The sequence below is a fragment of the Protofrankia symbiont of Coriaria ruscifolia genome, assembly GCF_900634745.1.
In the GTDB taxonomy this organism is placed as follows: Bacteria; Actinomycetota; Actinomycetes; order Frankiales; family Frankiaceae; genus Protofrankia; species Protofrankia californiensis.
The window spans coordinates 31,598-57,739 of sequence record NZ_CAAAFR010000024.1; the positions used below are offsets into that span (position 1 = coordinate 31,598).

Here is a 26,142-nt window from a genome sequence, read left to right on the forward strand (position 1 = left end):
TGACGATGGTCCGGGACGAGGCATGTGTCGGCAGAGGGCTCGTCCCGACCGGTCCGCCTCTGCTCGGACGACCGCGAGCGACGATGATGCGTAAACTGGGGTGCCGTCGGGTCTCCCCCTGACGTTCGGCTGGCCCTTGTAGCTCAGTGGATAGAGCGACCGCCTCCTAAGCGGTAGGCCGCAGGTTCGATTCCTGCCAGGGGCACATACAGCATCTGCCTGTGGCGACGGGATTGCGCGGCGGGGGTGTTGCGCCACGTGCCGCTAAACACCTTCAGGTATGGCGTCTAACGGCTCGTGTCACGCAGCGCGGTAAGAACCTCATCGGGTCCGACACGCCAGCGGTAGTCGCTGGAGACCGAGGCGAGACGGACGATCCCATCGGAACCGATCACGAACGTGGAGGCTGCCGGCAGTTCGTGGCTGTCGTCGCCGTTGACCTGTTCGAGGTCGATGCCGAGCTGCTTTTGCATCGCGGTCGGGGCATCGGCCTGCCGGAAGACCAGGCCGTAGGTCCGTGCCACCGTGTTGTGGACGTCGCTGAGGACGGTGAAGCGCAGCTGCTGTTGCTCGGCGAACGTCAGTGAATTGTCAGGTGTCTGAGGCGAGATGGCCACGAGCGTCGCGCCGGCGGCCTCGATCTCGTCCAGCGCCGCCTGAAAGGCGTTGAGCTGCAGGTTGCAGTACGGGCACCAGGCGCCGCGGTAGAACACGACCACGATCGGGCCCTTGGTCAGCAGGGTGCTCAGCGTGACGTCCTCGCCGTGGACGTCGGGCAGGGTGAAGTCGGGCGCGGGTGCGCCGACGGCTGGCGTGCCGGTAGCGATGCTACGGGTAGCCAGCTCGTCGGCCTCCACCTCGAACGGGGCGAGCGCGTCACCGAACTGTTCGCGAAGCTGGCCGCGCAGCCGCACAGCCGCATCGGTCAATGACGTGGCGGGTGTGGGTGTGGGTGTGGATGTGGATGACATGTCTGTCACGCTAGATGGGGCGAATAAGCGGATGAATGATTGATCAGGGCATTTTCTTGTCTGATACGCTCACGGCGTTCGCGTTACGGTTGATTTCATGGACCCACTGACTGACGTCCTCGATCTTGCGCGCGTCTCGGGTGCCGTGCTCGCTCAGCTCCTCGCCCACGCGCCGTGGGGCGTTGCGGTCGATCCGCAGCCCGGCGCCACTTTCCACAGCGTCATGGCGGGATCGTGCTGGCTGCGCACTGCCGATACGCCGCCCTTGCAGCTGATGCCCGGCGACGTGGTACTGCTGCCGACCAACCTCCCGCACACGCTTTCCAGCGGCCCGGACACACCGGCGATATCGCTGGACCAGGTCACCAAGGCCGGGCTGCGCACGTCCGAGGGGGTGATCGAACTGTCCGGCGACGGGGCTGTCACGCATATCCTGTGCGCCGCCTACGACTACGACCATGAGGTCGCCCAACCGCTGTTGTCGCTGTTGCCCGGCCTCCTGCACCTGTCCACCGGCCTGCCCGACGACGGCGCGGTCGCTGCGACCCTGCACCTGCTGCGCTTCGAGCTGGGCGGCAACCCACCTGGATCGCGCGCCGCGGTCGGCCGACTGATCGACGTCCTGCTCGTGCACGTCGTGCGCGCGTGGTTGCGCACGCAACCCAACGGCGAGGCGTCGTGGTTGCGCGCACTGCGCGACCCCGTAGCCGCGCGGGCGCTCGCACTGCTCCACGACCAGCCCCAGCGGCCGTGGAACCTCGAGGCGCTGGCCGCCGCAGTGCACGTCTCCCGCGCGACGCTGACCCGGCGTTTCGGTGAGCTTGTCGGCGAACCGCCGCTGGCCTACCTGACCCGGTGGCGCATGGACCTGGCCGCGCAACGCCTGCGGGAAACCGACGACCCGATCGCCGCGATCGCCGCCGACGTCGGATACACGAGCGAGTATGCATTCTCGCGGGCCTTCAGCCGCACCCGCGGCCAGCCGCCCGGGCGCTACCGGGCGACGACCCGCGCGGCGGTGGCCTCGGCTCCCTCAGCGCGGCGACTTCCCCCACAGAACCAGCATCCTGACCGCCACCAGGCTGTTCCCGCCGCTTTTTGACCTCGTTGACCGTCGTTGACCGGGCGCGACAGGCCCGCGTTTCCAGAACCACGATCGAGGTGAGGGCGATCTGCCTTCGGTCACACTGTACAACTACCCAGAACGGGCGATGCGACGTCGGCGGCCGGCTCGGTTTCCCCATCAACGCAATGTCATGGAAGCGCTACATAGTCGGGTAGCCGGGTGTAACCGATGGTCAGGGGCGCCTGGTCGCGGCGTGCGGGTACGGGACGCTCGCACGGGCGGCCGCGACTTCTCCACCGTGGACGCCGGTGCTGGCGGGCCTCGGCGCGTCTGGCGCCGGCGCCGGCGCCGGCGCCAGACGCGGATCATGCGGGCAATCGCCTGTTCAAATTTCGCCTCGTGCGTGGTGTCGATTGTGAGTGGTCTCTTCCGTCGTAGTTGGTGGGGGCGTCGCCACCGATGCCCGACGGCAGGTACGAGCGAAGGCCCTGGTCCCACATCCTGAACACGCGTTCGCCGGACGCTGGCATCCGCTCCCTCATCGGAAACGTGTAGGTGGAAACCGTCGCCATGGCAGCAGTTTCCACCTACGATTTCCGCATCTGTAGGTAGAAGCCGTCGTTACAGCAGCGGTTTCCACCTACGGCTTCTTCGGAAAGCGGTCAAGCCGGTGACGCTCTACCAGGGAACGATCCCGTGGTCGTCGAAGTAACCGCCGGTTGGATCGTCGGCATCGACCGTGGCCATCCGTATGATGATCTCAGCGCCCTGCTCGACGGTCTTGTAACCAGAACGCCCGTTGAGGTCGGTAGCGGTGTACCCAGGGTCCACCGCGTTCACCTTGAAGCCGGGAAGGGCCTTCGCATACTGAGTTGTGATCATATTCAGGGCGGCTTTCGATGACGGGTAGACGAGACTGACGATGCCAGACTCCAAACGCGCCGGATCGGTGGTGATGGCAAGGGAGCCCATTCCGCTCGACACCATTACGACCCGCGGGAGCGTCGAGCGCCGCAGCAGCGGAATGAACGCACGCATCATCCGTACCGGCCCGAAGACATTCGTCTCGTAACAGAGCCGGAAGTCCTCCGGCCCGGCCTCGGGCACCGGCGCGCGCCCGCCGATGATCCCGGCATTGTTCACCAGCACGTCAAGACGCCCGAACCCCGCCTCAACCTCGGCTGCCGCCTTCTCCACGGACGCATCCGACGTCACGTCCACCGGCACGAACCGCACGTCCGCACCGCCAGCGGCGAGCCGCTGCACGGCCGCGCTGCCGGCGGTGGTATCCCGGGCCCCGAGAAGCACCGTCGCACCCCGCTCGCCCAGCCGCCGTGCCGTCTCGTAGCCCAGGCCCTTGTTCGCCCCGGTGATCAGCACGATGTCGTTCACAGCATCGTCGTTCACGATGTCGCTCATACAGCCAACCCTGGCCCGCCCACGCCGGCCGGACCAGGGACAGCCGAACCTGGGAGCGGCGATCCCAGGCAACCCCGACGGTTTCCGGGGCATCCTGGCTTGTGGACCGCATCGAACTCGCCGCCACCCTCAGGACGTGGCGGGCCCGGCTGGACCCCGCCGCCGTCGGGCTCCCGCACGGATCCCGGCGTCGCACCCCCGGGCTGCGCCGCGAGGAGGTGGCCGCCCTCGCCGGGATCTCGACCGACTACCTCGTCCGGCTCGAGCAGGGCCGCGGGCCGCACCCGTCGGAGTCCGTCCTCACCGCGCTCGCGCGGGCGCTACGCCTGACCGACGACGAGCGCGACCATCTGTTCCACCTGGCCGGCACACCGCCACCCCGGGCAGGCCACATCACCGGCACGGTCCGCCCCAGCATCGAGCGCCTGCTCGACCGGCTGTCCGACCCGGCGATCCTGCACGACGCCAAAGGCGAGATCCTCGCCTGGAATCCGCTGGCTGTCGCCCTGCTCGGTGACTTCACCGTGTGGCCGCCGGGCCATCGCAACGTCATCTGGTGGCGGTTCACCAGCGATGCGCGCTGTCCCAACCGTCTGCTCCGCACCCCTGAGGAGGAGGAAGCCGCCGCCGTCGAGGCGGTTGCCGAGCTGCGCTCCGCCGCCGCCCGCTACCCGCACGACCCGGGGCTGCGCAACCTCGTCGCCGAGCTGCGTCGCGTCAGCCCCGACTTCGAGCGGCGCTGGCAGCAGCGGGAGGCAGCGGTCCGCCGCGGCAGCAGGAAGCGGATCGCCCATCCGCAGGTCGGCACGATCGAAGTCGACTGCGACGTGTTGCACCTGCCCGATGCCGATCAGCGACTCGTCGTCTACACCACTCAGCCGGGTACCGCAAGTGCCGACGCACTCGACCTGCTCCGTGTTCTCGGCACCCAGGACCTGACCCGCTCCTGACCAACCAGGATGTCCACGTAGGCACCCACGACCTTGGCTCTGCCGAGACCGAGCAAGCATGGGCATCAGACTCCCTTGCACCGGGAAGCACGCGCTGGCATAGTGACTTACGCGATCCAAGGGGGGCCATTCGGGCACTGTGGATCGCCTGAGCCGGGAGCCACGGTGGACCTCCACTTTCTCCTCGCCCTCATCCTCTCGCCAGGCATCTTCACCAGCTTCGTGACGATCGCCAAGCACCGCCAATGGCTTCACCTTGTACGCCATGTCTACGATCACGAGACCGCGGATGGCCGAAGCATCGATCCCATCGCGCTGCTGGAGACCGCCAAGAATTCCCGTACCACTCGACCATGACCCCCTGCTGACCATGGCCATCGGTCTTTTCCCTCAGCTCATAATCCGGTAATCCGGGTCGATATAACGTCCTGCTCACCTGCATCGACAAGGCTGTTCCCGCAAGCATCGACGGTAACGGCACACACAGATCAACCACCCGGCTCGTTTTCTCATACCTCCATCAGTTCGGCGATGGCCACCGCGCGTCGCAGGCGGCGCTTTGAGGGTGTGTGGCCAGGCGTGAGGTCCGGGCGGGTATCAGGGCGATCCGACGGGGGTGCGGGTTTCCAGGGCGGAGCCGGCGCTGCCGGTACGGGCAAGCTTGTGCCAGCGCAACCGGCTGCCGAGCACGGCGCTGACCACGGACTGGATGACCACCAGGTACATCACCTGGCGGTAGACGATCTGCTGGAGCGGCAGGGTCCACAGGGGGCCGAATCGTTCCCGGTCGAGGTGGAAGGCGTAGGCGGTGGTGGCCAACTGCACGGCGAGGAAGCCGGCATAGGAGGTGAGGACGAGACCACGGTCGGCGAACAGCAGACCGTAGAGGGCCATCAGGTCGATGACAGGGGCGAGCATCGGCAGCAGGACCTGGAACATCAGCAGGTAGGGCAGCGCGCGACGGCCGAACCGGCCGGCCGGGCCATGCTCGACCACGGCATGCCGATGCTTCCACATCGCCTGCATCGTGCCGTAGCACCAGCGGTACCGCTGCCGCCACAGGGCGCTGAGGGTGGCCGGCGCCTCGGTCCAGGCCCGGGCCTGCTCGGCGTAGACAACCCGCCAGCCCGCACGGCACAGCGCCATGGTCAGGTCGGTGTCCTCGGCGAGGGTGTCCTCCGAGACGCCTCCGACCGATTCCAACGCCTCGCGGCGGAACGCACCGATCGCTCCCGGCACGGTCGGCATGCACTGGAGCATGTCGTACATCCGGCGATCCAGGTTGAAGCCCTGCACATACTCGATGTGCTGCCAGCGGCCGAGCAGCCCCTGCCGGTTGCCGACCTTGGTGTTGCCGGCGACGGCGCCGACAGCCGGGTCGCGCAGCGGCTGGACGGCATGGCTGACCGTGTCCGGCTCGAAGACGGTGTCCCCGTCGACGAGGACGAGCACGTCGGCGGAGGCGACGGCGATGCCGTGGTTGAGAGCGGCCGGTTTGCCCTGGTTGGCCTGCCGGACGACCACCACCTCGGGCAGGCCGAGTCGTTCGACGATGTCGGCGGTGCCGTCGGTGGAGCCGTCGTCGACCACGATCACCTCAAGGTCGGGGTAGTCGTTGGCGACCATCGAGTGGACGGTGTCGGCTATGCCCACCGCCTCGTTGTAGGCGGGAATGATCACACTGACCGGCGGACGGAAACCGGCGGCCGCCTGCCAATGCCGGTCGGCGGTCCGTTGGTGCCGATGGGCGACCTTCCGGTGTCGATCGGCGAGTCGCCGATGCCGGTGGGCGATCATGGTGACGACCACGGCACGCAGGAGAGTGAGCGCGGTGAGCGGGACGAGGAACGCGGTCAGCGTCCAGGTCAGCGCATCAGAGATCCGGTAGGTGGCCAGCACCGCCTGGCCACGCAGCCTGGTGGCGGTGTCGGCGGGGTGGGCTGCGATGTCGGACGGCAACCGTAACCCGTCCGAAAGCGTGACGAAACGGTAGCCGCGCGCGTCCAGTACGTCCAGCAGCTGGTCCACGGCCGCAACGGTCTGGCTCCGGTCGCCGCCGCTGTCATGGAACAGAACGACCGCGCCGTCCGTGCCCACGGGGGTGGCCGCCCGCACGATCGCGTCAGCCCCGGGACGGGTCCAGTCGCGGGAGTCGATGTCGGCGAGGACGGTGAGGTACCCCTGCGAGGCAAGTTCACGGTAGGTGGCGTAGGCGGGGGTGGTGAGCGCGGCCGGGGTGGACGAGTAGGGCGGTCGCAGCAGGCTGGACGTCGTGCCGGTGGCGGCGGCCAGCGCGGACTGCGACAGGGAGACTTCGATCCGGCGACGCCAGGAGGGCACAGCCGTGAGGTCGGAGTGGCTGAAGGTATGGATGCCGAGTTGGTGGCCGTCCTGCCGGATGCGCCGGACCAGCTCAGGGTGTTCCAGGACGCGGGAGCCTACGACGAAGAAGGTGGCCTGCGCCCGGTGACGGCGCAGCACGTCGAGGATGACAGGCGTCCATCGGGGGTCGGGTCCGTCGTCGAACGTCAGCGCGACCGTCCGGGCAGGCAGACCGCGTCCCTGGGGCGCCGGGCCGGACAGGTCGAGGACCGGCCCGCTCAGCCCGTCCCCCGGGCTCGCTGCCGTCCCGTCGGCGGTGTCGTCGGGAGCCGAAGCCGAAGCCAAAGCCGGAGCCGGAGTACGGGCCGGACCGGTTCCGTGCCGGGCGAATCCCTGGATCCCGAGCATGATCGCCAATGTGCCGATGAACAGGGCAAGCAGCAGCCAGTGCGCCCGAGGGGTCCGGTACGCGTCACGCCGATGCCTCACGGCTTCGACGGGGTCGGCTTGGACGTCGGCCTGCCCTGATCGGTCGGCTTACCCTGGCCCTGGCCTTTCGGAGAGGCGACAGCCCGCGGCGGCATGGAGGACACCGCAACGGGAGCGGCCGCCGGGGCCGGCACCGGGATGCCGCTCACCGAGGTACCCGACATCCCGGACGGATCGGGAGCGGTCGCCGGGCGCATCACCGTCGGTGCCGTGACCGACGCCTGTGTGCGTGGCATGCCCCCGGCCGCGGCCTCCAGGCCGGAGTCGGACCCGGAGCGCGGGGAAGGTATGGGAGCCGGCCGGTCGGAGGAGCCGAACAACGGTGGCAGCGTCACACCGGGTACCGAGGGCACACCTGACAGACCGGTCACCACCAGACCGAGGTAGCCGAGCATCACGGCTCCCAACACCCACCCGACACGCCGGACCCGCCGTGCCCGCCTGCCGGACTGTGCGACGAACACCGGTTGCCTTCTCCACGCGGTGGCCACGTCGCGAGACTAGTCATTCCAGGCCACCATCGATCAGCCGGGTGGTCTCCGCCTGGATCGAACAGTGCCGGGATGTGACTCCGCATCTCCACGTGGTCAAGGAATTCCATGTGGTCAAGGAATCAGGAATTAGAGAAGCCCGCGGTCGGCCACCGTGGGGTGACCGACCGCGGCAAACCAGACAGGCCGACCGGACGCGTAACCGGCCTGTGCGCACTCCTCCCGCCCGGTGTTCGGGTGGCGTCGCGTCGTGTTTCCTTGAAGGCGTCGTGTTTCCTTACAGGAGCGCGGCGGCGAGTGCGCGCCACTCCTCCCTGGCTGGCCGACCGGTCCAGGCGGTCGAGTCGGCGGCTGGTGAGACGACCTGTACGGCCACGTGGTCCGCGCCGGCGTCGTGGTGCTCGGTAATGCGCTTCGCGATCTGGTCGGGGGTACCCCAGGCGACGAGGGTGTCGACGAGCCGCTCGCTGCCGTCACCGGCGACGTCGTCCTCGGTGAAGCCGAGGGCCAGCAGGTTGCGCACGTAGTTGGGTAGCCCGAGGTAGTAACGGACGCCGGCGCGGGCAAGGGCTCTGGCAGTGGACGGGTCGGTTTCCAGGACGACTTTCTGCTCGGGGACGAGCAGCGGGCCGGGGCCGAGTGTCTCGCGGGCGATGCGGGTGTGTTCGGGCGTGACAAGGTAGGGATGGGCGCCGGCCGATCGTTGCGCCGCCAGGGTGAGCGCCTTCGGGCCGAGCGCCGCGAGCACCCGCTGGTCGACGGGAACCGGCTCGGGTGCGTTGTCAAGAGCGTCAAGGTAGCCGGCGAGATGGTTCAGCGGCCGGGTGTAGGCTTTGCCCAGCTTCTGCACGATCGGTGCATGACTGACACCCAGTCCGAGCAGGAACCGGTTCGGGTAGGCCTTCGCCAGCCGGTGGAAGCCCGCGGCCAGTTCCGCCGCATCGGCCGCCCACACGTTGACGATCCCTGTGGCCAGGACCAGCCGGTCCGTGGCGGCGAGCAGATCCTCGGGTAGGCGCAGGTCAGGCGCGGCGGCGCCGAGCCACAGGGCTCCGTAGCCCAGAGCGTCGATCTCCGCCGCCGCCTCGCGGGCGTCGTCGGTGTTCCAGACGTACGACGGGGACCAGATACCCACCCGTCCTATCGGTATCGCCATGACGATCTCCCTCACATGTTCGATGGGGGTCGAATATTCGCCAGTGTACGATGCCTATCGAACGTATGAGGAGTCCGAGAAGACGATGGCCGATCAGGCGCGACGCACCCGGAACCTGCGGCACACCGATCCGGGCGACGTGACCTTGCAGGGCGCCCTGGATGCGCTCGCGGACCCGGTTCGCCGGCTGATCCTGCGGACGCTGGCGGGCGAGCCGGAGTTCACCCGCGCCTGCGGCACGTTCGACCTGCCGGTGTCGAAGGCGACCGCCAGCCACCACTTCGCCGTCCTGCGGGCCGCGGGGCTGCTCGAGCAGGTCGACCAGGGGCCGCGCCGCCTCAATCGGCTCCGCCGCGCGGAGTTCGACGCCCGTTTCCCAGGTCTCCTCGGCCTCGTACTCACCGAGGACGAACAGACCCGGCCGGAGTGACTCCACCCCACAGCCGATCACCCGGCACGGAGCCCTGGGCTTTTTTGATCAACAAATCCGACGGACGAAGCCGCAGATCCGGCCGCTAATGCATACATGCCACTTAACATGCCACTTAGCTATGTGACCCTGGGCGGACGATCCATCGTCCGCGCAGCCAATGTGACGCCTGTTCGTCCCGATGCTGCTCCAACACCGGGACGAGCAGGCGTCGCGGGGCGGTTTACTTCGCTGTGGACGGCGTTGCGACCGGTCCACCCGTGGGCATGTCAGCGGCTATTCTCGTCCGAGAGAATCCGCCGACGGGGCTGCCGACGGCTGCCGCTTCGCTCTGTCCGGCGGTGGTTGGCAGGAACGAGCTGGCGCCACGGATCGCCGCCGCGGCGAACGCAATGCTCAGCAGTGATGCCAACGCCACGATCAGACGCGAGGTGTCCTCCAGGTGCAAGGCGATAATCACCGGTGAGCCGGCACCGAAGTTCGCCATGAAGAACGTGCAGGGAAACAGGACGAACAGGCCCAGCAGACCGACGGGGCTCTTCACCCGCTCGCGCAGCTGGGTTGCCGCAACGGCGAAACATATCACCTGCGCCGCCTCGAGCACGCCGATGACCAGCGGATAGTCGAGGATACGCAGCTCGTGCGGTCCCCAATACGTGTAGGCGCCGCCGTTGATACCGATCATCTCGAACGTGCAGGACATCAGCAGCTCGACGCCGGCCCAGGCGAACAGCCCGTTTCGCGTCAGCGTGCCGAGTCGGATCTTGCGGGTAATCATGATCGCGGGTGCCGCGTAGAGTACGGCGTAGCCGCTGTGGGTCCAGACCGGCTGGGGGATGCCGAAGGCAGTGAAATGGGTGTACATACCTTCGGTCGAATAGAAGTAGAGCATCAGGCCCGCGTCGTAGAGCGGCTCGGCGAAGGCTGCCACCATAGCGGCGAGAACGATCAGCGCGTAAAAGGGAGTTCTTTCCTTCCGTCCCAGATGTATCGCAACACCGAGGAGGACTAACGTAAGGCCCCAACTGCCGTATGTGAGGATGTCCTGGGTGGTCAGGTCGAGATGGTGATCAACAGGCGCTGTTGACATGGCTGCCCCCTTCGTACCGCTCTGGAAGCAAGTTTGTAGTGGTTGGCGGACGACGACTTTCCCACATCACGGGGTCACGTTGCGAACGCGACGGCCACGTGACATCGAAGGTTGCCATGGTGCGAAGCTCGGGTTGGGTCAGGTGATCCATGGTCGTCCATCGCCCGCGGCAGGTCATCTTCCCTGCTGGTGGTATTTCCGCCCGGAGGTGGTAGACGTGCGGTGTTCGATCCTGAGCGACGTTCAATCCTGGGCGACGCCGTGGTAGGCCGCGATCGCCTGGGAGCGGTTGACGGCGCCGAGCTTGGCGAGGATGTGCTTGACGTGGGTCTTGACCGTGCCGACGGTGATGACGAGCTGCTCGGCGATCTCCTGGTTGCTGGCGCCGCCCGCAATGAGCTCGAGCACCTCGCGTTCACGAGCCGTCAACTCATCGAGACCGCCTTCGCTGCGGAACACCGACGACGCCGTCCGGGTGATGGGGGTGTCGTCGTCGGGGGCCGTGACGAGCTCGATCTCGGCCTCGGTGAGTTCCTCCAGCGCGGTGTCGACGACGGCCAGCGTCTGGCGCACGCGGTCGCGCTGCAAACGCAGGCGTTCTACAAGCACAGAGCGTTCGTAGAGGTGGCCGAAGCCCTCGCTGAACGCCCACAGCACGTCGCGGTCGGTCTCGTCACAGACCCGCCCGCCGCGCCCGTGGTCGGCGTGCAGGAAACCGATGACACGCCCAGCTGGAGTGATCGGTGCCACCACATACGATGTCGCTCCGCCGGCCCGGATGATCGGATGTACCCGCGGATCCGCGGTGTTCGTCACCAGGCCCGGTTGGCGTTCGATCAGCAGCCGTGCTTCGAGGACAAAATCGTCCAGCGGGATCTCGCGCTGGACCCATTCGGCGAACCACGGCTCGTCCCGCACCACGTTGTTGACCTTCCACGGCCGCCAGACGCCGTCCTCGACGCGCGAGAGCAGCACCCGCTCGAGCCCGCAGTTCGCCACGATCTCCCCGCATACCCGGCCCTCCAGCACCTTCGGGCTGGTCACCGTACGCAACAGACCGAGTCCCCGTTCGCAGCGGGCAATGCGTCGCGCTCGCGACGCCATCCGCGTTTCGGCCTGCTCGAGGGCCAGGTCCTGGAGATCGCAGACCAGCTGCGCCAGCGCCGCGGTCGACTCGGCGTCGGGCGCACCCGACAGTAATCGCTCGGTGCACGCCGTGCTCAGCGCGTCCGCCACGTCCTCACCGTCCAGGTTCGGCTCGCTGCCCAGCAGTCGCGCGGCACGCTCGACCAGATCCGTGGTCTGCTTGCTCATGTCCGGGGCCTCATATCCGGGGCATGGCGAGCTTGAGGTATCGCGACACAGCTTCCGCGCGATTGGACGAACCCAGTTTGCGCAGCACGCTCTTGACGTGAGACTTGACCGTGTCCTCGCTGACCACCAACCGGTCGGCGATCTCGCTGTTGCGCGCACCAGTGATCATGAGTTCGACGATCTTCCGCTCGCGTGCGGTCAGCAGGCTCTCCACCCCTTCCGCAGCGGCCGCAGGCCGGAAGAACTCGGCAGCGTGGTAAGCGACGGCTCCGAGCTCCCGGTCGTTCTGGGCGAGCAGGATCTCGTCCTCGGCGAGCTGCTGCAATTGCCGCTCGGCCAGATCGAATGCCTCGCGCGCCCGCGTCCGCTGCTGGACGAGCCGCTCCAGCAGCACCATGCGCTCGAACAGCAGACCAAAGCCCTGGGCGAACGTCCACAGGTTGTCACGATCCAGTGTCGTCAACTCGCGACGCGACCCGTAGCAGTCGGCCTGCAGGAAGCCGATCACCCGTCCCGCCGGCATCACCGGCGAGGCCACGTATCCCACGCTGTCCGACACGGCCATCAGCTCCTTGTTGGTCCGCGGGTCATCGGCCGCGATCACCTCGGCCGCGCGCCTACGGATCAACTCCGTCTCCAGAACCCCGGGCCCCAGCGGGATCCACGTCTCACGCAGATATGACTCCGTCGCCCGCGACACGCGCGGATCCAGTCCCGGCGCCAGCCAGACCGCCTCCGCGCGCCACGTCGACCCCCGACGCCGCGAGATCACCGTCCGGTCGAAGTCACAACACGCCCCGAACTCGGCCGCCGCCGCGGGCAGCAACTCGGCGACGGTCTCATACGCCCGCAGCTTGGCCAGCCCGTGGTGGATCCGCGCCACTGCCGCGAACCGCAACGACACCACGTGCTCGCGCAGTTCTTCCTGCAACCGCCTGAGCTCCACCAGGCCCAGACACAGCTCACCTGCCGTCCGGGCATCGTGTGAAGGCCGAGCACACAGTACGGCGCGGATCTCGGCGCCAGCCGTTGCAAGCGCGTGCGCCAGCTCCGACGACTCACCGGCGTCCCCCGTCGCCGGACGCTCCAGCAGCACACGCACTCGTTCAGCCAGTTCACCGACCCGGTCGAGTAGTAGCCCGCGATCGACAGTCACGGGACAATAATGCGGGTCTGTCGCATTATGCGGAAGCAGAACATGGCTCGCCCTGCCGGGCTACCGATCAGATCGTCAGGGCGTCTTCTTCACCACCCCGTTCTTCACCACCCCGCATTTCGACAACTATCCGGCGGCACTGGTGCACCTCGAGGACTGTCCGGTACGTGGCCTTCAAAGATGATCGCTAGGGGGTGGCGGGCGGAAGTTCCCCGAGGAGTTTCTCGACACGAGCCCGGATCTCATCCCGGATCGGACGGACGGCATCGATGTCCTGACCGGCGGGGTCGTCGAGTTTCCAGTCCTCGTACCGTTTCCCCGGGAAGACCGGGCAGACGTCCCCGCAGCCCATGGTGATCACCACGTCGGAGGCTTCCACCGCCTCCACCGTGAGGATCTTCGGGCTCTGGGCGGCGAGGTCGATCCCGACCTCGGCCATGGCCACCACCGCAACCGGATTGACCTGCTCGGCAGGCATCGACCCAGCCGAACGCACCTCGACGGTGTCACCGGCCAGATGGGTCAACCAGCCGGCAGCCATCTGGGACCGCCCGGCATTATGGACGCAGACGAACAGCACCGAGGGCTTCTCGGACATGCACCAGATCCTTTCCTCACGATGAGATGCCACGGGCCAGGCCAGACACGGCACCGTTGGACGCCGCGGCAGGCTGGTCGCGGGGCAGCAGAACCTGCGCGGCCTGACCGGGAGCAGCCGGAATCGGTGGGTAGAACAGCCGCGCCAGCCCGTAGCCGACCACGCCCCCCACCGCCTGCGCGCCGATGAACGCCGGGACGGAGGCCGGGGCGATCCCGGCGAAACTGTCGGAGAACATCCGCCCGACGCTGATCGCCGGGTTCGCGAAACTGGTCGAGCTGGTGAACCAGTAGGCCGCCCCGATGTACGCGCCGACCGCCGCCGGCGCCCGCTCACCCCGACCGGACCGCACCAAAGCGAAGATCAGAAGGATGAGGCCGGCGGTCGCGACGACCTCGGCGAGCAGATGCGCACCGGACGCCCGGTGATGCGTCGAGATCGACACCGCTGATGCGTCGAACATGACGTTCGCCAGGATCGCCCCGGCCACACAGCCGGCGACCTGGACGGGGACGTAGGCGGCGGCGTCCCGCCACACCAGCCCACCGAACGCCGCATCCACCGCGGAGACCACCGGATTGAAATGCCCCCCGGACACCGGCCCGACCATCAGGATGATCGCAAACAGGCCGGCGGCGGTCGCCGCGGCGTTCTCCACCAGCTGCAACCCGCTCTGCCCCGGGCTGAGCTGCGACGCGGCGATCCCCGAACCGATCACCAGGGCGGCCAGCAGCATGCTGCCGACCGCCTCCGCGACCAGCCGTCGCGCAAGCGGCGGCGGACTCGTTTTTCCTACCTGTGACATCAGCGGCCTGCGTGGCCGGCGGTGACGACCGGCGCGGCGTCACCGAGGTCCGCCGCCGGACCGCAGTCCCCACCCGGCCCGCACGCGCAGGCCGAGCCCGGCCCGCTGCCCGGTTCCACCGTCCGCAGCACCGGCCCCACCCCGTCAGCGACGTCGGCGAGCACCGTGTAGATCTCCCACGGGGCGCCGTCGGGATCGTCGACCCAGACCTTGTCCTGCACCGCGTAGCAGCAGGCGGTGTTCTCCTCGGTCGCCGTGTCCAACCCGGCCCCGGCCAGCCGCGCGGTCGCCGCGGCCACCTCCTCGGAGGTGGCGACCTCGACACCCAGATGGTTGAGCGCGCCGGCCACCCCGGCACCCCGGGCCTGCGGGTTCTCGATCAGCACCAGCTTCAGCGGCGGCACGTCGACCGCGAAGTTCGCATACCCCGGCCGCCGCTTCGCCGGGCCGACCCCGAACAGCTTCGCGTAGAAGTCGACCGCCGCGTCCACGTCGGAGACGTTCAATGCCAGCTGCACCCTGGCCATCACGACCAGCCCCATCCGTATCGATCAGCGTCTATGTCCTGTCGGATGCAACGATGACCCCACGCATAGACGACTGTCAATAGGTGGGGCATGCTGGACGACATGGCGACCGCACCCCTGCCCACCCCGCTCCCCCCGAGCACGGATTCCGAGGCGCCCGACCTCGCCGGGACGCCCGCGGCCTGCTGCACCCCGTTGACCCGGGCGCCGCTGTCCGCCGAGGAAGCCGACCGGCTCGTGACGGTCCTCAAGGCGATCGCCGTACCCGCCCGCCTGCGACTCCTGTCGATGATCTACGCCCATGAGGACGGTGAGGCCTGTGTCTGCGAACTCACCGAACCCCTCGGCCTGAGCCAGCCCACCGTCAGCCACCACCTGAAAGTCCTGGTGGACGCCGGGCTGATCACCCGGGACAAACGCGGTGTCTGGGCCTACTATCGGGCCGTACCCCACGCTCTCACCGCCCTGGCCACCGTCTTCGCCCCCCTACAGTAGCCACCGGGCGGCGCCGGGAAACGACGGCAGGACGGACCTCCCGGCCCAGGTCCCATCCGGAAACCGAAAAGGCAGCGGGCAACCGCCTACCGGGTTCGGCATCGACGCCGAGTTCGTAATGGCCAGGGCGGACGTTCCGTACGAAACGAACTCATGCCCCACGCGGACTGTCTGGACGCAATGGAGACGTTTCAGCTGGCCGGTCACTGCTGGCAGCGCTTGAAGCCCTCCGGGCTGTAGCACGGCAGGTGCCCGTAGGCCTTCATGACGTCCTGGCCGCTGCCCCTCGTCAGGTAGTTCAGGAAACTGGAGGTGAGGGAGCCGGCGGGCGGCCTGCCGTAGGTGTAGGCGTATTCGACCTCCGTGAAGGGATAGGTGCTGCCACCGATGGCCTCGATCGAGGGCTCCTGGCCGTTGATCCGCAGGGTGTGCAGGCCCTTGGACGTGACGGCGGCCTGCAGTTCGCTGTAGCCGATGGCGCCCGGGAGCTTGGCCACGGTTCTCAGCACCCGCTCGGTGCTGTCGAGTTCACAGCGGACGACCCTGTCCTGGGGGGAGTTCCTGTGCTCGCAGTCCAGGGAGGTCAGGGCCGGCTCGCCGAGCCCGTCGAGAATGCGCCGCCGGAACAGGTCACGGGTGCCGGAGTTGGCGTCCCGGCTTACCAGCAGGACGGGGAGGTCGGGGCCGCCGACCTGGTTCCAGTTGAGGACGTCACCCCGATAGATCCTCCGTATCTGGTCGATCGTCAGATTGCCGGTCGACACCTGGTCGTTCACCACCAGAGCGAACGCGGAGACCGCAACGCGTTCCCCTGTCATCTGCAGGTAGCCGTCCGGCTTGGAACCATCGTAGACCGCGATCACGGCTGGTGACGACCCGCTCGCGGACTCTCCACCGGCCTCCGCGAGCTCCTGTATGCCCTCGTTGCTGCCGTGCGCGTTCACCGTGATCTTTGAATCCGGGCAGTCCGACTCGTACTTCTCGGCGATTTCCCGCACGACCGGCGCGAAGGCCGTGGAACCGATGACGGTGAGCTTTCCCGTGGCACAGCCGATGGGAGGCGGCACGTTCCGGCGGACGACGATGATGATTGCCAACGCCGTGACGCAGAGAGTGAGCAGGATGGTGATCCAGCGGGCGGGCCTGCTGAACAGGGGCGGGGTGTCGTCGACCGTCGTGCTGCGGTTGGGCATCACCGCGCCGTCGCGGATCCCGCCGGTGACCCGGACGTGGCAGCCGACGCCACCGCTGGTGAGCAGCACGAGCAGCTTGTAGTGCTGGCCGCGGTTGAGTGGGACGCGGGGCAGGTAGATCGTGCTGTCGTTGTGCCGCATAGCCCCCGGCGGAGCGAAGTGGTCCATCAGGTGCTCGGCGTCGGGCTGGGTGACGGCGACACCCCTGACGATGCGCTCGGTGAAGACGGCGGTGAGGCCGTTGCTGGTGTAGTCGGTGTCGGTGATGCTCTCCGCGCCGTCGTTTTCGATACGCAGGAGGACGAGGGTGGCGTCGGACATGTCGGGGAGGTCGTTGAACAGGCCGAGCCGTATGTTCGCCTGGCCCTGCCCGCTGCGGTTGTCGCTGCCGATGGGGGTATCCATCTGCACGCGATAGCCGATGCGTCTACGGCGCGGTACCCGGCGCTCGTACCAGACCACGGCGAAGGATGCCGCGATGCCGAGTACCGCGGTGAGCACAGCCACGATGTTCTCGGCGCTCAGCCAGCCCACGTTTCGCCTCATCCCCGAATGCACGGTTGGGCCGATATGACGATTCAGCGACCGTATGGGTTTTGGTTGGGATCGGAGCGCTTTGTGCTGCCCGGTCGTCAGGTATTCGCCGCGAATTCATCTCGGTCAGCCGTGGGTTCAATCCCGGTCAACTGCGGGTTCACCTCGGTCGGAAAATGGGCTGACGGTACGCGGTCGGCCACGGATCGCCCGCTGCGGGCCGTTACTCCACCGTGGACGCACGCAGCGACCCGGGACTCAGGGCCTCCCGGACCTTGCCCGGACCTCTGCCGCCCGGACAAAGGCTCTGATCATCGGGCCTTCTTGCCGCCGGGCTCCTGGTAAGCGAGCCGCCGTCGTATACAGCCGAGGAGCTCGTCGGTGTCAACCGGCTTGGTCACGTAGTCGTCGGCACCCGCAGCGAGACACTTCTGCCGGTCGCCCGGCATGGCCTTCGCTGTGACGGCAATAATCGGCAACGTGACAAAACGGGGTATTTCCCGGATCGCCGTCATCGTGGCGTAACCATCCATTTCCGGCATCATCACGTCCACGAGAATGAGGTCGACGCCGTCGGTGGCGAGCAGGGCGTCGATACCCATACGTCCGTCGGGCGCGTGGATCACGGTCAGACCGTAAAGCTCGAGGATGCCGGTGATGGCAAACACGTTCCGGACGTCGTCGTCGATCACAAGAATCTTACGGTCGCGGAGCTCATCATATGTCAGGGCGTCGCCGTCACCGGGCGGTACCGCGGTCTCCGTCGGGACTGCGGCGAAGGACACCACACCATCCGGCTGATCGGTACTGTCCGGACGGTCGGCGGACAGCTGCGAGACAATGCGTTCGCGAAGCTCGTCCAGGGAGGACAGCGGCTCCATACGGCGGATCCGGAAACGGGCCTGAGCGAGGCGCTGCCGGCTGACGCCGATCCTGTGCGCAGAGTACGCCAAGATCGGCGGCTGCCGCAGGTCCTGGCTTTCCTGGAGCCTTTCGAGGAAATCGAATGCGGACGAGCCAGGAAGGGCCAGGTCGAGCACGACGCAGTCGTACAGCGTCGCGGAAAGAGCCGCGATCGCGTCGTCGGGACTCGTTACCGAGGTGATGCGGACGGATCCGTGGGTGTCGGCGAGTTCCACGGCAACGTTTTTCGCGAGAAGAGCGAGCAGGCCGTTGTCATCGGGTTCGAGCACCAGCAGACGGCGCCGGGCAGGCGTCGGCGCAGGCTCCGGCGTTGGCGTGGGAACGGGCACCGGCAGGTCGAAAGACGCCGGCAGGCCGGAAGGCACAGGCAGGCCGGAAGGCACAGGCAGGCCGGAAGGCACAGGCAGGCCGGAAACGGCCGGCGACGTGGCGTCGTGGGCTTGTTCACCGGTTGCCTCGGGCGTGGACACGGGCAGGGACAGCGGCAGATAAAGGGTGAAGGTGCTACCCCGGCCGAACTCGCTCTGAGCGCGGATCACACCGCCGAGCAGGGCCGCGACCTCGCGTGAAATGGACAGGCCGAGGCCGGTTCCGCCGAATTTGCGGCTGGTGCTGCCATCACCTTGCTGAAAGGCTCCGAAGAGCTTGTCCAGGTTCTCCTCGGCGATGCCGATGCCCGTGTCGATCACAGAGAATGCGATGGCCGGGCGCTGCTCATCGTCGAGGGCACGGCCGCTGACCATCCGTATCCGAAGTTCCACCTCACCCTGCTGGGTGAACTTGACCGCGTTGGACAGCAGGTTACGCAGCACCTGCTGCAGACGCTGCTGATCGCTGATCAGTGTGTCCGGCACATCGGCGGCGACGTCGACGGTGAACCGCAGAGCCTTCTCCGCGATGACCGGACGGAAGGTGGCCTGGACGTCCTCGAGAAGCTCACTGAGGGCGAAGCGCTCCAGGTGGATGTCAATCTTGCCGGCCTCGACTTTCGAAAGATCGAGGATGTCGTTGATGAGCTGCAGGAGATCGGAGCCGGCGGAGTGGATGACGTTGGCGTACTCGACCTCCTTCGGGGTCAAGTTGTTTGTGGGGTTCTGGGCCAGCAGCCGCGCCAGGATGAGCAGGCTGTTCAACGGCGTGCGCAGCTCATGGGACATGTTGGCGAGGAACTCCGACTTGTACCTGGACGACAGGGTGAGCTGCCGGGCCCGTTCCTCGATTTCCTGCCGAGCCTGTTCGATCTCGAAATTCTTGATCTCGATGTCGTGGTTCTGGCGGGCGAGGAGGGCCGCTTTCTCCTCCAGCTCGGCGTTGGACCGCTGGAGCTCGTCCTGGCGGGTCTGGAGTTCTTCGGAGCGCGTCTGCAATTCGGCGGCAAGACGTTGCGACTCGTCCAGCAAGGCGTCGGTACGCGAGTTGGCGATAATGATATTGATGTTGACGCCGATGGTTTCCATCAGCTGGTCCAGGAAATCCCGGTGCACCTGCATGAACGGGGTGAAGGAGGCGAGTTCGATAACGCCGAGAACATGGTCCTCGAAGAGGACGGGAAGGACGATCAGATTGACCGGTTCGGCGTGGCCGAGACTGGAGGAGATCTTCACGTAATGGACCGGGGGCCGGTCGATGAAGATCGATTTCTTGGTCCTGGCCACCTGCCCCACCAGGGACTGTCCCACGTCGAACTCGCGCGGCACGTCGGGATGGGCCTGGTACCCGAAGCCGGCGATCAGACGCAGTGCGGGCGCGTCCGCGCCGGATCCGGCCAGAAAGAACGTGCCGTACTGGGCGCCGACCAGCGGAGTGAGCTCATCCATGATCAGTTCTGTGACGGTGTTGAGATCACGATGTTTCTGCATCAGACCGGATATGCGAGCCAGGTTGGTCTTCAGCCAGTCCTGTTCCTGGTTGGCGCGCGTGGTCTCGTACAGCGACCGCACCATTGCGTTGATGTTGTCCTTGAGTTCGGCGACCTCCCCCCGGGCCTCCACCGAGATGGATCCGGTGAGGTCCCCGGCCGCGACGGCACTGGTCACCGCGGCGATCGCGCGCACCTGGCGGGTGAGATTGCCGGCGAGCTCGTTGACGTTCTCCGTCAGACGCTTCCATGTTCCCGAGACGCCCTCGACCTCGGCCTGCCCGCCGAGTATTCCCTCGGTGCCGACCTCGCGGGCGACCCGGGTGACCTCCGCGGCAAAGGACGACAGCTGGTCGACCATCGTGTTGATAGTGGTCTTGAGCTCCAGGATCTCCCCACGCGCGTCAACATCGATCTTCTTCGACAGGTCGCCTCGAGCCACGGCGGTGGTGACCTGGGCGATGTTGCGGACCTGGCTGGTCAGGTTGTTGGCCATCGAGTTGACGTTGTCGGTGAGATCCTTCCAGGTGCCTGACACGCCCCGTGCGACGGCCTGCCCGCCGAGATTGCCCTGCGTCCCCACCTCGCCCGCCACGCGGATGACCTCGTCGGCGAACGACGACAACTGGTCGACCATCGTGTTGATGGTCTCCTTGAGCTCCAGGATTTCCCCGCGCGCGTCCACCCGGATCTTCTGCGTCAGGTCGCCCTTGGCCACCGAGGTGGTGACCTCGGCAATGGAACGGACCTGAACGGTGAGGTTGGTCGCCATGACGTTGACGGATTCGGTGAGGTCCTTCCAGGTGCCCGACACGCCTTTGACGTCGGCCTGCCCACCCAGCCGTCCTTCGGTACCGACCTCCCGGGCCACCCGGGTGACCTCGTCGGCGAACGACGACAACTGGTCGACCATCGTGTTGATGGTCTCCTTGAGCTCCAGGATCTCCCCGCGCGCGTCCACGGTGATCTTCTGGGAGAGATCACCCCTGGCCACCGCGGTCGCCACCTGAACGATGGAGCGGACCTGACCGGTGAGATTCCCGGCCATGAAGTTCACCGAATCGGTGAGATCCCGCCACGTTCCGCCTACCCCGGGGAACGCCTGCCCACCCAGCCGTCCTTCGGTACCGACCTCCCGGGCCACCCGGGTGACCTCACCGGCAAACGACGACAGCTCGTCGACCATCGTGTTGATGGTGTTCTTCAGCTCCAGGACCTCGCCGCGCGCATCCACGGTGATCTTCCGTGACAGGTCGCCGTGTGCTACCGCCGTGGCTACCTGGGCGATGTCACGAACCTGGCCGCCAAGGCTTCCCACCGCCGCGTTGATCGAGTCGACGAGATCCCTCCAGGCACCGGATACTCTTGGCACCCGGGGAAAGCAGCCGAGTTTGCCCTCTATGCCGACCTCCCGCGCCACCCCCGCCACCTCGGAGGTGACCAGGGCAAGCTGCTCGGTCATGCCGTTGAACACGTCGACGATCTCGTTCATGAGCGGGTCGTCACTCTGAGGCAGGTGTACGCGGAAGTCCCCGCCGCGCACCGCCGTCAGGCCGGCAAGAAGTTGGCGCAATGCGGGGTCGTCCCGCCCTGGCATCGCTCCCCGCTCCGACTTCGTAGCCTCACTCACCGGTGCACCCCGCTCATCGGCCGACGGCCGCCGGACGGCCGTCATCTGATCTAGACAGTCTCTTTGCTCCACGGTAGAGAGTTCGCCGGTTATCAAACCATGATGAAACGGACAGCTACCTCGACTCAGTTTCTTGATGTCCATAAGGTTTTCCTGAGTGCTCCGCGGATGCGGGCCTCCAGCAGCGCGAAAGAAACTTGATCGCGCCGTCTTTGGCCCAGCTGGGGAGACCCAGGAGGACAAGGGGGCTGCGCAGGGACATCCGTCCGCATGCCGGCGGCACCCGAGCGAGTGGGGGACGTACGCGGTGGCGACACAGCAGCCGACCAGCCCGATCGGCAATGACCAGGTAGCACAGCTGACCGCGCTGATCGCCCGCCAGCAGTGCGAACTCGAGGAACTTCGGGCGCAGGCCGCCACCGAAGCCCTGGTGGATCTCGCGACGGGCGTCCTGAGCGAGCGCCTGCGCTGTTCCCCTGGCGAAGCGGTCCAGCAACTCACCCGCCTGGCGGCCCGATCCGGGATGCCCCTGGTGGAGCTCGCCGCCGATGTGATCGGCCAACCGGCAGGCGACGCGCTCATCCGGGGCGCGGCACGACCACTGCGGTACCAACCGGCGCGACTGGCCGAGACGCCGCCGGTACAGCGGGCCGTGGACGGACCCCGGATTGCCGCGGCGGCGCTGGAGGAGGCTCTCGCCCCGCTGGGAGCCGTAGCCGTGGCATTGTGGATAATCGAACCGGACGGCGCTCTGGAGCTCGCCGGCGAGGCGGGGCTCGGCGCCCTGGAAGCGAGCCGCTGGCAGCGCATCCCTCCGCAGATGGATTCCGTGGCTCAGCGGGCCGTTCGGGACGGATGCCCCCAGTGGTGGCCGGCGAGCCACCAGCTGCCACGCCAGGTCCCACTGGTCGGGCAGTGGCGCGGCGCCCGGGTGGTGCTACCGCTGGCTGACGCCGGGGCGCTGCTGGGGGCGATGGAGATCTGCTGGCCGCATCCGCTCGAGGAGTTCACTCCCGCGATCCGGCATCAACTCCTCGCGCTGGCCGAAGTCTGCGCCAGGAGCCTCGGTGTTCACGGGGAGCGCGCCTGGGGAGGCCGCGGCTTGTGGCTGCCCGCCCTGCTGAACGCCCTGCTACGCTCCGCTCTCGTCGCTCACGCCATCCGTGATCACAATGGGCGGATCATCGACTTTCAGATCGACTACGTCAGCGACGAATTCGTCGACCCGACTGGCCGCGACCCTCACGACCTCGTCGGCCGCCGCCTGTCCCATGTCCATCCACTGATGACGATCCCGAACGGACTGTTCGGGCGCGCCGTGGAAGTGCTCCTCACCGGTCGGCCATACCAGGCCGACGGTCTGATCATCCGCGTCATCGTCGGCGGCAGGGCCGTTGCGATGGAGATGGACGTGCGTATCGGCCGGCTCTTCGACGGCATCGCGATCACCTGGCAGCCGACGAATGCTACCGATAACCTCACCGCCATTCTCCAACACGCACAGCGGCTAGGTGAGATCGGCGGGTGGCAGCAGGATGTGCTCACCGGTGACGTGCGCTGGACCGACCACACCTTCACGCTGTTCCGGTTGACGCCGGGAACGCCGGGAACGCCGATTTCCCTGCAGGGACTGGACGCCTACGTCCATACCGATGATCTCGCCACCGTCGACCGTTTCCGTGACATACTGCTCAACCAGATGCGACCGGCCGCCACGACGTTCCGTCTCATCCGGGCCGACGGCGTGATCCGGCAGATACGCGCGTTCGCCGAGCCCGTCACCGACACTGCCGGCACTCTGGTCGCCGTTCGCGGCACATACCAGGACCTTTCCACTCTTTATCACACCCAGGTTGCTCTCGCCGCCACCCGCAACCAGCTCGCCGACACCGAACAGCGAGCCGACGACCAGCAGCGTCTCGCCGTACAACTGCAACGGGCCATCACGCCGTTCTCGGCCGATCCAGTCGAAGCCACCGGACTCAACGTTGCCGTCCGCTACCGACCGGCCGACCAGGATCATCTGGTCGGCGGCGACTGGTACGACGCGGTCATCCTGCCCTCCAAGGAGGTTCTCCTCGCCGTCGGTGACATCGCCGGGCATGGCATCAAGGCGGTCACCGGCATGGTCACGTTACGCAACAGTCTGCGCGGCCTCGCCATGACCGGCGCGGGACCGGCCCAGCTTCTGCGCTGGCTCAACGACGTCGCCTACCACCTCACCGACAACATCACCGGAACCGCCGTCTGCGGCCTCTACAACCCGGCCACCCGCACACTGCGCTGGTCATGCGCCGGCCACCTGCCGCCCGTCCTGGTCCGCGACGGCACCGCCTGCACACTCCCGCTTCCACAGGGAGTCCTCCTCGGAGCGGACGCCCACAGCACCTATGAGGAGACCGCCACCCCGCTGCGACTCGACGACGGTATCCTGCTGTTCACCGACGGGCTCATCGAACGACGTGGGATCGCCCTCGACGAGGCACTCGACACCCTTGTCCTGGTCGCCGGCCAGCCGATTGCCGACCTCCAGCAGTATGCCGACCATCTCCTGCGCCACACCACCCCCGACACCGATGACGACACCTGCCTGATCGCCGTCCATCTGCGCTGACCGTGGTCTGCATGGTCTGCTCAACCGGAGGATGGTCCGTGCCGGCCGGAAGACCATGGTCTCCCCAGCCGGAAACGGTCAGCGATCGTGCTCGGACACCAGTCCGGCCCGGAAGGCCAGCTCGACGAGCTTCGCCCGCTTCTGGTTCTGCGGCAGTTCCTCCACCCCGAACTTGCGGAACAACGCCCGCAGGTGCGTCTTCACCGCCTCGACGCTGAAGAACAGTTCGTCGGCGATCTGCCGGTTCGTCGCGGGTGTCGCGTACCGAGCCTGGTCCCGGTACGGTCGGCACAGAGCTTCCAGGACGAGCAGTTGGGTCGGTGACAACGACCGGAGGGTGACGACACCTTCGGCGACCTGGGTCTCCCCCGCACCGCGGCCCTCGACCGACCGGCCGCAGCGGTTGTCCCGGTAGGTCAACAAGGTCGAGCCGACCAGAACCACGTCGCCGTCTGCCAGCCGGCGGCGTCCGACAAGCCGCTCCCCGTTCACAAAGGTTCCGTTCCGGGATAATCCACCGTCGACGAGTACCCAGTCGGTCCCGATCCGTTCGAACTGCGCATGCAGCCGGGAGACCTTGTTGTCCCAGGCGAAGGTGACGTCGCTGCCGGCACCACGGCCGACCGTCACGCGCGCGACCGAGGCCAGGCTGACCATCTGTTGCTTTCCGGTGTCGTCACGGTAGAACAGGAAGGTGTCGGCGAAGGAGCCGTCATCCACATCCCGCGTATCCGGCATGACACGACGTCCGGACGTGAAACCGGATCCGGGGCCGAAGCCGGATCCGGTCGGCTCCGGCCGGCCGTCCACGGTGAGCCGATCAGGCATGAGACACGGCCGCCTTTCGCTACGAGACCAGCTTCAGGTCGACCCCTGACAATAGCTCGGCCCGCAGGCCGCCGATGCACCGCGGCGAAGTCGATCCATGTCTGCGGAGGTTCATCCCGACATTTCTTCCGCCGCATGCTCCGACTGGTTCGCGGCGAAGTGCGGAAAATGTCGTACCCGCTGCGGCGATACCCGCGAGGTGGTCTCATCGCATTACTCGTTGCATTGCCGGAAATCCGCCTCCCGGCGCTGGCGGCAGCGTCGGTCACCGGCCCACCAAGGTGGGATTTCTCGACCCCTCGAGTACGCGGCGCGTATCCCTGGGAAGGCTGGAGCACGTCGCTTTTCCGGCCCAACATCATTGTATGCGCAGCTCCGGATCAGGTCCGCGGACACAGGCTATCAGTGGTCGGTTCGTCGAGGATTTCGGTCCCGGTGGTCCGACCTTCGCGGACGGCCTGCAACGCTATGCCGAAAGCACGGTTCCGGTCCTCGGCAACGGGTGTGGCATTGCCAGCCCGGCGGCGGGGATCTCGGATCTGCCACCCCTGACCGTCGTGTACGGCGGCGGCGGACCGTTCGGCGTCGCCTACGGGTTCGGCGTTGCCGACGCCCTGCTCTCTGGTGGCCTGCCGTTGCGCGATATCGATGCGCTCGGCACCTCGTCAGGGGCGTGGGTGGCGTCATGTATGGCCGCTGGTGTTACGCACGAGGTACTGTGCGCGCTGCCCCCGATCCGGGTGCCAAACCCGCTACCGGGATGGATCCGGCGGACAGCTAACAACGTGTTCGGCGACGTCCACAGCGAACGGGTGCGAGTGTCGGCGATCCAGCTGCCCACATTGCGTCGGCAGATTCTGTCCGGGGGACGTTTCCCGCTCGCCGACCTGGTTGCGGCCTCGTCGAGCATGCCCGGTCTGTTCCCGCCCTCACCCGTCGGCCAGTGGTTGTACGTGGACGGCGCGGTGCGCTCGCTGACATCCGCCGACCATGCGCCGGCAGCACGTAACCTGCTGGTCATCGCGCCCCTTGCCGGCCCGATGTTCGGCGCCGCAGGACGGGCGATGGAACGGCTGCTGACCAGGGAGACGCACCGCTGGACAAAAGCGACCGGTGGCGCCGTGCACCTGGTCCGGCCGAATACCGCGATCAGTCGACTGGCCCGGCATCCACTCGACCTGTTCGACTCGCACAAGGCACGCATGGTCTACCCGATGGCCTACGAGCAGGGTGCGCAGCTGCTGCGGACCCGGCCGGCGCTCGCGTCGCTGGGACGGACCGC

General features: G+C 67.3%; 21 protein-coding genes and 1 tRNA gene. 8 read left to right on the forward strand and 14 right to left on the reverse strand.

Features of this window, described 5'->3' with window-relative positions; genetic code table 11:
- Positions 1 to 132: 132 nt before the first annotated feature.
- Positions 133 to 205, forward strand: a tRNA-Arg gene (locus tag CV1CTNOD_RS02750).
- Between the two features lie 82 nt (positions 206 to 287).
- Here the strand turns inward: CV1CTNOD_RS02750 and CV1CTNOD_RS02755 are convergent.
- Positions 288 to 971, reverse strand: a complete 684-nt coding sequence (locus tag CV1CTNOD_RS02755; RefSeq protein WP_131784593.1) for a peroxiredoxin-like family protein — start codon at positions 969 to 971, stop codon at positions 288 to 290.
- Between the two features lie 97 nt (positions 972 to 1,068).
- Here CV1CTNOD_RS02755 and CV1CTNOD_RS02760 point away from each other — a divergent pair, with 97 nt between their 5' ends.
- Positions 1,069 to 2,073, forward strand: a complete 1,005-nt coding sequence (locus CV1CTNOD_RS02760; protein ID WP_131784594.1) for an AraC family transcriptional regulator — start codon at positions 1,069 to 1,071, stop codon at positions 2,071 to 2,073.
- Positions 2,074 to 2,715: 642 nt separating this feature from the next.
- Here the strand turns inward: CV1CTNOD_RS02760 and CV1CTNOD_RS02765 are convergent.
- On the reverse strand, positions 2,716 to 3,456 hold the full coding sequence (locus CV1CTNOD_RS02765; RefSeq protein ID WP_131784595.1) for an SDR family oxidoreductase: 741 nt from the start codon (positions 3,454 to 3,456) through the stop codon (positions 2,716 to 2,718).
- A 101-nt stretch (positions 3,457 to 3,557) separates the two neighbouring features.
- Here CV1CTNOD_RS02765 and CV1CTNOD_RS02770 point away from each other — a divergent pair, with 101 nt between their 5' ends.
- A complete protein-coding gene (locus CV1CTNOD_RS02770) occupies positions 3,558 to 4,406 on the forward strand; it encodes a helix-turn-helix transcriptional regulator (RefSeq protein WP_131784596.1) in 849 nt (282 codons plus the stop codon).
- 165 nt (positions 4,407 to 4,571) lie between these two features.
- Positions 4,572 to 4,763, forward strand: a complete 192-nt coding sequence (locus CV1CTNOD_RS02775) for a hypothetical protein (RefSeq protein WP_131784597.1) — start codon at positions 4,572 to 4,574, stop codon at positions 4,761 to 4,763.
- A 240-nt stretch (positions 4,764 to 5,003) separates the two neighbouring features.
- On the opposite strand, the gene CV1CTNOD_RS02780 is transcribed toward CV1CTNOD_RS02775, so the two are convergent.
- From CV1CTNOD_RS02780 to CV1CTNOD_RS02790, 3 genes are all read right to left on the reverse strand, one after another.
- Positions 5,004 to 7,217 carry a bifunctional polysaccharide deacetylase/glycosyltransferase family 2 protein gene (locus CV1CTNOD_RS02780; protein ID WP_131784598.1) on the reverse strand — a complete coding sequence of 738 codons (2,214 nt, stop codon included), beginning with the start codon at positions 7,215 to 7,217 and terminating at the stop codon, positions 5,004 to 5,006.
- Positions 7,214 to 7,681: a hypothetical protein gene (locus CV1CTNOD_RS02785; protein WP_131784599.1), complete on the reverse strand. Its 468-nt coding sequence runs from the start codon at positions 7,679 to 7,681 to the stop codon at positions 7,214 to 7,216. Before CV1CTNOD_RS02785 ends, CV1CTNOD_RS02780 begins: the two co-directional genes overlap by 4 nt.
- A 304-nt stretch (positions 7,682 to 7,985) precedes the next feature.
- A complete protein-coding gene (locus CV1CTNOD_RS02790; RefSeq protein WP_131784600.1) occupies positions 7,986 to 8,864 on the reverse strand; it encodes an LLM class F420-dependent oxidoreductase in 879 nt (292 codons plus the stop codon).
- An 85-nt stretch (positions 8,865 to 8,949) separates the two neighbouring features.
- On the opposite strand from CV1CTNOD_RS02790, the gene CV1CTNOD_RS02795 reads away from it, so the two are divergent.
- Positions 8,950 to 9,294 (forward strand): ArsR/SmtB family transcription factor, encoded by a 345-nt coding sequence (locus CV1CTNOD_RS02795; protein ID WP_131784601.1) that lies wholly within the window; start codon positions 8,950 to 8,952, stop codon positions 9,292 to 9,294.
- Positions 9,295 to 9,517: 223 nt separating this feature from the next.
- On the opposite strand, the gene CV1CTNOD_RS02800 is transcribed toward CV1CTNOD_RS02795, so the two are convergent.
- The 6 genes from CV1CTNOD_RS02800 to CV1CTNOD_RS02825 form a co-directional block, all read right to left on the reverse strand.
- The gene (locus CV1CTNOD_RS02800; protein ID WP_131784602.1) at positions 9,518 to 10,384 is read right to left on the reverse strand and encodes a hypothetical protein; all 867 of its coding nucleotides are present in this window, start codon (positions 10,382 to 10,384) and stop codon (positions 9,518 to 9,520) included.
- Between the two features lie 243 nt (positions 10,385 to 10,627).
- Positions 10,628 to 11,698: a helix-turn-helix transcriptional regulator gene (locus CV1CTNOD_RS27235; protein ID WP_131784603.1), complete on the reverse strand. Its 1,071-nt coding sequence runs from the start codon at positions 11,696 to 11,698 to the stop codon at positions 10,628 to 10,630.
- A 10-nt stretch (positions 11,699 to 11,708) separates the two neighbouring features.
- Positions 11,709 to 12,854 carry a helix-turn-helix transcriptional regulator gene (locus tag CV1CTNOD_RS25345; protein WP_207386145.1) on the reverse strand — a complete coding sequence of 382 codons (1,146 nt, stop codon included), beginning with the start codon at positions 12,852 to 12,854 and terminating at the stop codon, positions 11,709 to 11,711.
- Positions 12,855 to 13,041: 187 nt separating this feature from the next.
- Positions 13,042 to 13,452, reverse strand: a complete 411-nt coding sequence (locus CV1CTNOD_RS02815; RefSeq protein WP_131784604.1) for an arsenate reductase ArsC — start codon at positions 13,450 to 13,452, stop codon at positions 13,042 to 13,044.
- Between the two features lie 16 nt (positions 13,453 to 13,468).
- Entirely contained in the window at positions 13,469 to 14,257 is a 789-nt protein-coding gene (locus CV1CTNOD_RS02820; protein WP_131784605.1) for an aquaporin, read from the reverse strand.
- On the reverse strand, positions 14,257 to 14,784 hold the full coding sequence (locus CV1CTNOD_RS02825; RefSeq protein WP_131784611.1) for an ArsI/CadI family heavy metal resistance metalloenzyme: 528 nt from the start codon (positions 14,782 to 14,784) through the stop codon (positions 14,257 to 14,259). Before CV1CTNOD_RS02825 ends, CV1CTNOD_RS02820 begins: the two co-directional genes overlap by 1 nt.
- Before the next feature lie 102 nt (positions 14,785 to 14,886).
- On the opposite strand from CV1CTNOD_RS02825, the gene CV1CTNOD_RS02830 reads away from it, so the two are divergent.
- Positions 14,887 to 15,279 carry an ArsR/SmtB family transcription factor gene (locus CV1CTNOD_RS02830; RefSeq protein ID WP_131784612.1) on the forward strand — a complete coding sequence of 131 codons (393 nt, stop codon included), beginning with the start codon at positions 14,887 to 14,889 and terminating at the stop codon, positions 15,277 to 15,279.
- Between the two features lie 203 nt (positions 15,280 to 15,482).
- On the opposite strand, the gene CV1CTNOD_RS02840 is transcribed toward CV1CTNOD_RS02830, so the two are convergent.
- On the reverse strand, positions 15,483 to 17,006 hold the full coding sequence (locus tag CV1CTNOD_RS02840; protein WP_131784606.1) for a substrate-binding domain-containing protein: 1,524 nt from the start codon (positions 17,004 to 17,006) through the stop codon (positions 15,483 to 15,485).
- Between the two features lie 311 nt (positions 17,007 to 17,317).
- Positions 17,318 to 21,418 carry a HAMP domain-containing protein gene (locus CV1CTNOD_RS02845; RefSeq protein WP_431607056.1) on the reverse strand — a complete coding sequence of 1,367 codons (4,101 nt, stop codon included), beginning with the start codon at positions 21,416 to 21,418 and terminating at the stop codon, positions 17,318 to 17,320.
- Between the two features lie 307 nt (positions 21,419 to 21,725).
- On the opposite strand from CV1CTNOD_RS02845, the gene CV1CTNOD_RS02850 reads away from it, so the two are divergent.
- Positions 21,726 to 24,032, forward strand: coding sequence for a SpoIIE family protein phosphatase (locus tag CV1CTNOD_RS02850; RefSeq protein WP_131784607.1), 2,307 nt, complete (start codon positions 21,726 to 21,728; stop codon positions 24,030 to 24,032).
- 78 nt (positions 24,033 to 24,110) lie between these two features.
- On the opposite strand, the gene CV1CTNOD_RS02855 is transcribed toward CV1CTNOD_RS02850, so the two are convergent.
- Positions 24,111 to 24,770, reverse strand: a complete 660-nt coding sequence (locus CV1CTNOD_RS02855) for an FHA domain-containing protein (RefSeq protein ID WP_131784608.1) — start codon at positions 24,768 to 24,770, stop codon at positions 24,111 to 24,113.
- A gap of 455 nt (positions 24,771 to 25,225) precedes the next feature.
- Between CV1CTNOD_RS02855 and CV1CTNOD_RS02860 the strand changes: the two genes are divergently transcribed.
- Positions 25,226 to 26,142: patatin-like phospholipase family protein (locus tag CV1CTNOD_RS02860; RefSeq protein ID WP_431607057.1), on the forward strand; the 917-nt coding region annotated here is incomplete at its 3' end.

Bases quoted from the DNA above. Each gene is read 5' to 3' on its own strand.
- CV1CTNOD_RS02755 (WP_131784593.1), bottom strand. From the start codon at position 971: ATGTCATCCACATCCACACCCACACCCACACCCGCCACGTCATTGACC.
- CV1CTNOD_RS02760 (WP_131784594.1), top strand. From the start codon at position 1,069: ATGGACCCACTGACTGACGTCCTCGATCTTGCGCGCGTCTCGGGTGCC.
- CV1CTNOD_RS02765 (WP_131784595.1), bottom strand. From the start codon at position 3,456: ATGAGCGACATCGTGAACGACGATGCTGTGAACGACATCGTGCTGATC.
- CV1CTNOD_RS02790 (WP_131784600.1), bottom strand. From the start codon at position 8,864: ATGGCGATACCGATAGGACGGGTGGGTATCTGGTCCCCGTCGTACGTC.
- CV1CTNOD_RS02795 (WP_131784601.1), top strand. From the start codon at position 8,950: ATGGCCGATCAGGCGCGACGCACCCGGAACCTGCGGCACACCGATCCG.
- CV1CTNOD_RS02800 (WP_131784602.1), bottom strand. From the start codon at position 10,384: ATGTCAACAGCGCCTGTTGATCACCATCTCGACCTGACCACCCAGGAC.
- CV1CTNOD_RS27235 (WP_131784603.1), bottom strand. From the start codon at position 11,698: ATGAGCAAGCAGACCACGGATCTGGTCGAGCGTGCCGCGCGACTGCTG.
- CV1CTNOD_RS02815 (WP_131784604.1), bottom strand. From the start codon at position 13,452: ATGTCCGAGAAGCCCTCGGTGCTGTTCGTCTGCGTCCATAATGCCGGG.
- CV1CTNOD_RS02820 (WP_131784605.1), bottom strand. From the start codon at position 14,257: ATGTCACAGGTAGGAAAAACGAGTCCGCCGCCGCTTGCGCGACGGCTG.
- CV1CTNOD_RS02825 (WP_131784611.1), bottom strand. From the start codon at position 14,784: ATGGCCAGGGTGCAGCTGGCATTGAACGTCTCCGACGTGGACGCGGCG.
- CV1CTNOD_RS02830 (WP_131784612.1), top strand. From the start codon at position 14,887: ATGGCGACCGCACCCCTGCCCACCCCGCTCCCCCCGAGCACGGATTCC.
- CV1CTNOD_RS02855 (WP_131784608.1), bottom strand. From the start codon at position 24,770: ATGCCGGATACGCGGGATGTGGATGACGGCTCCTTCGCCGACACCTTC.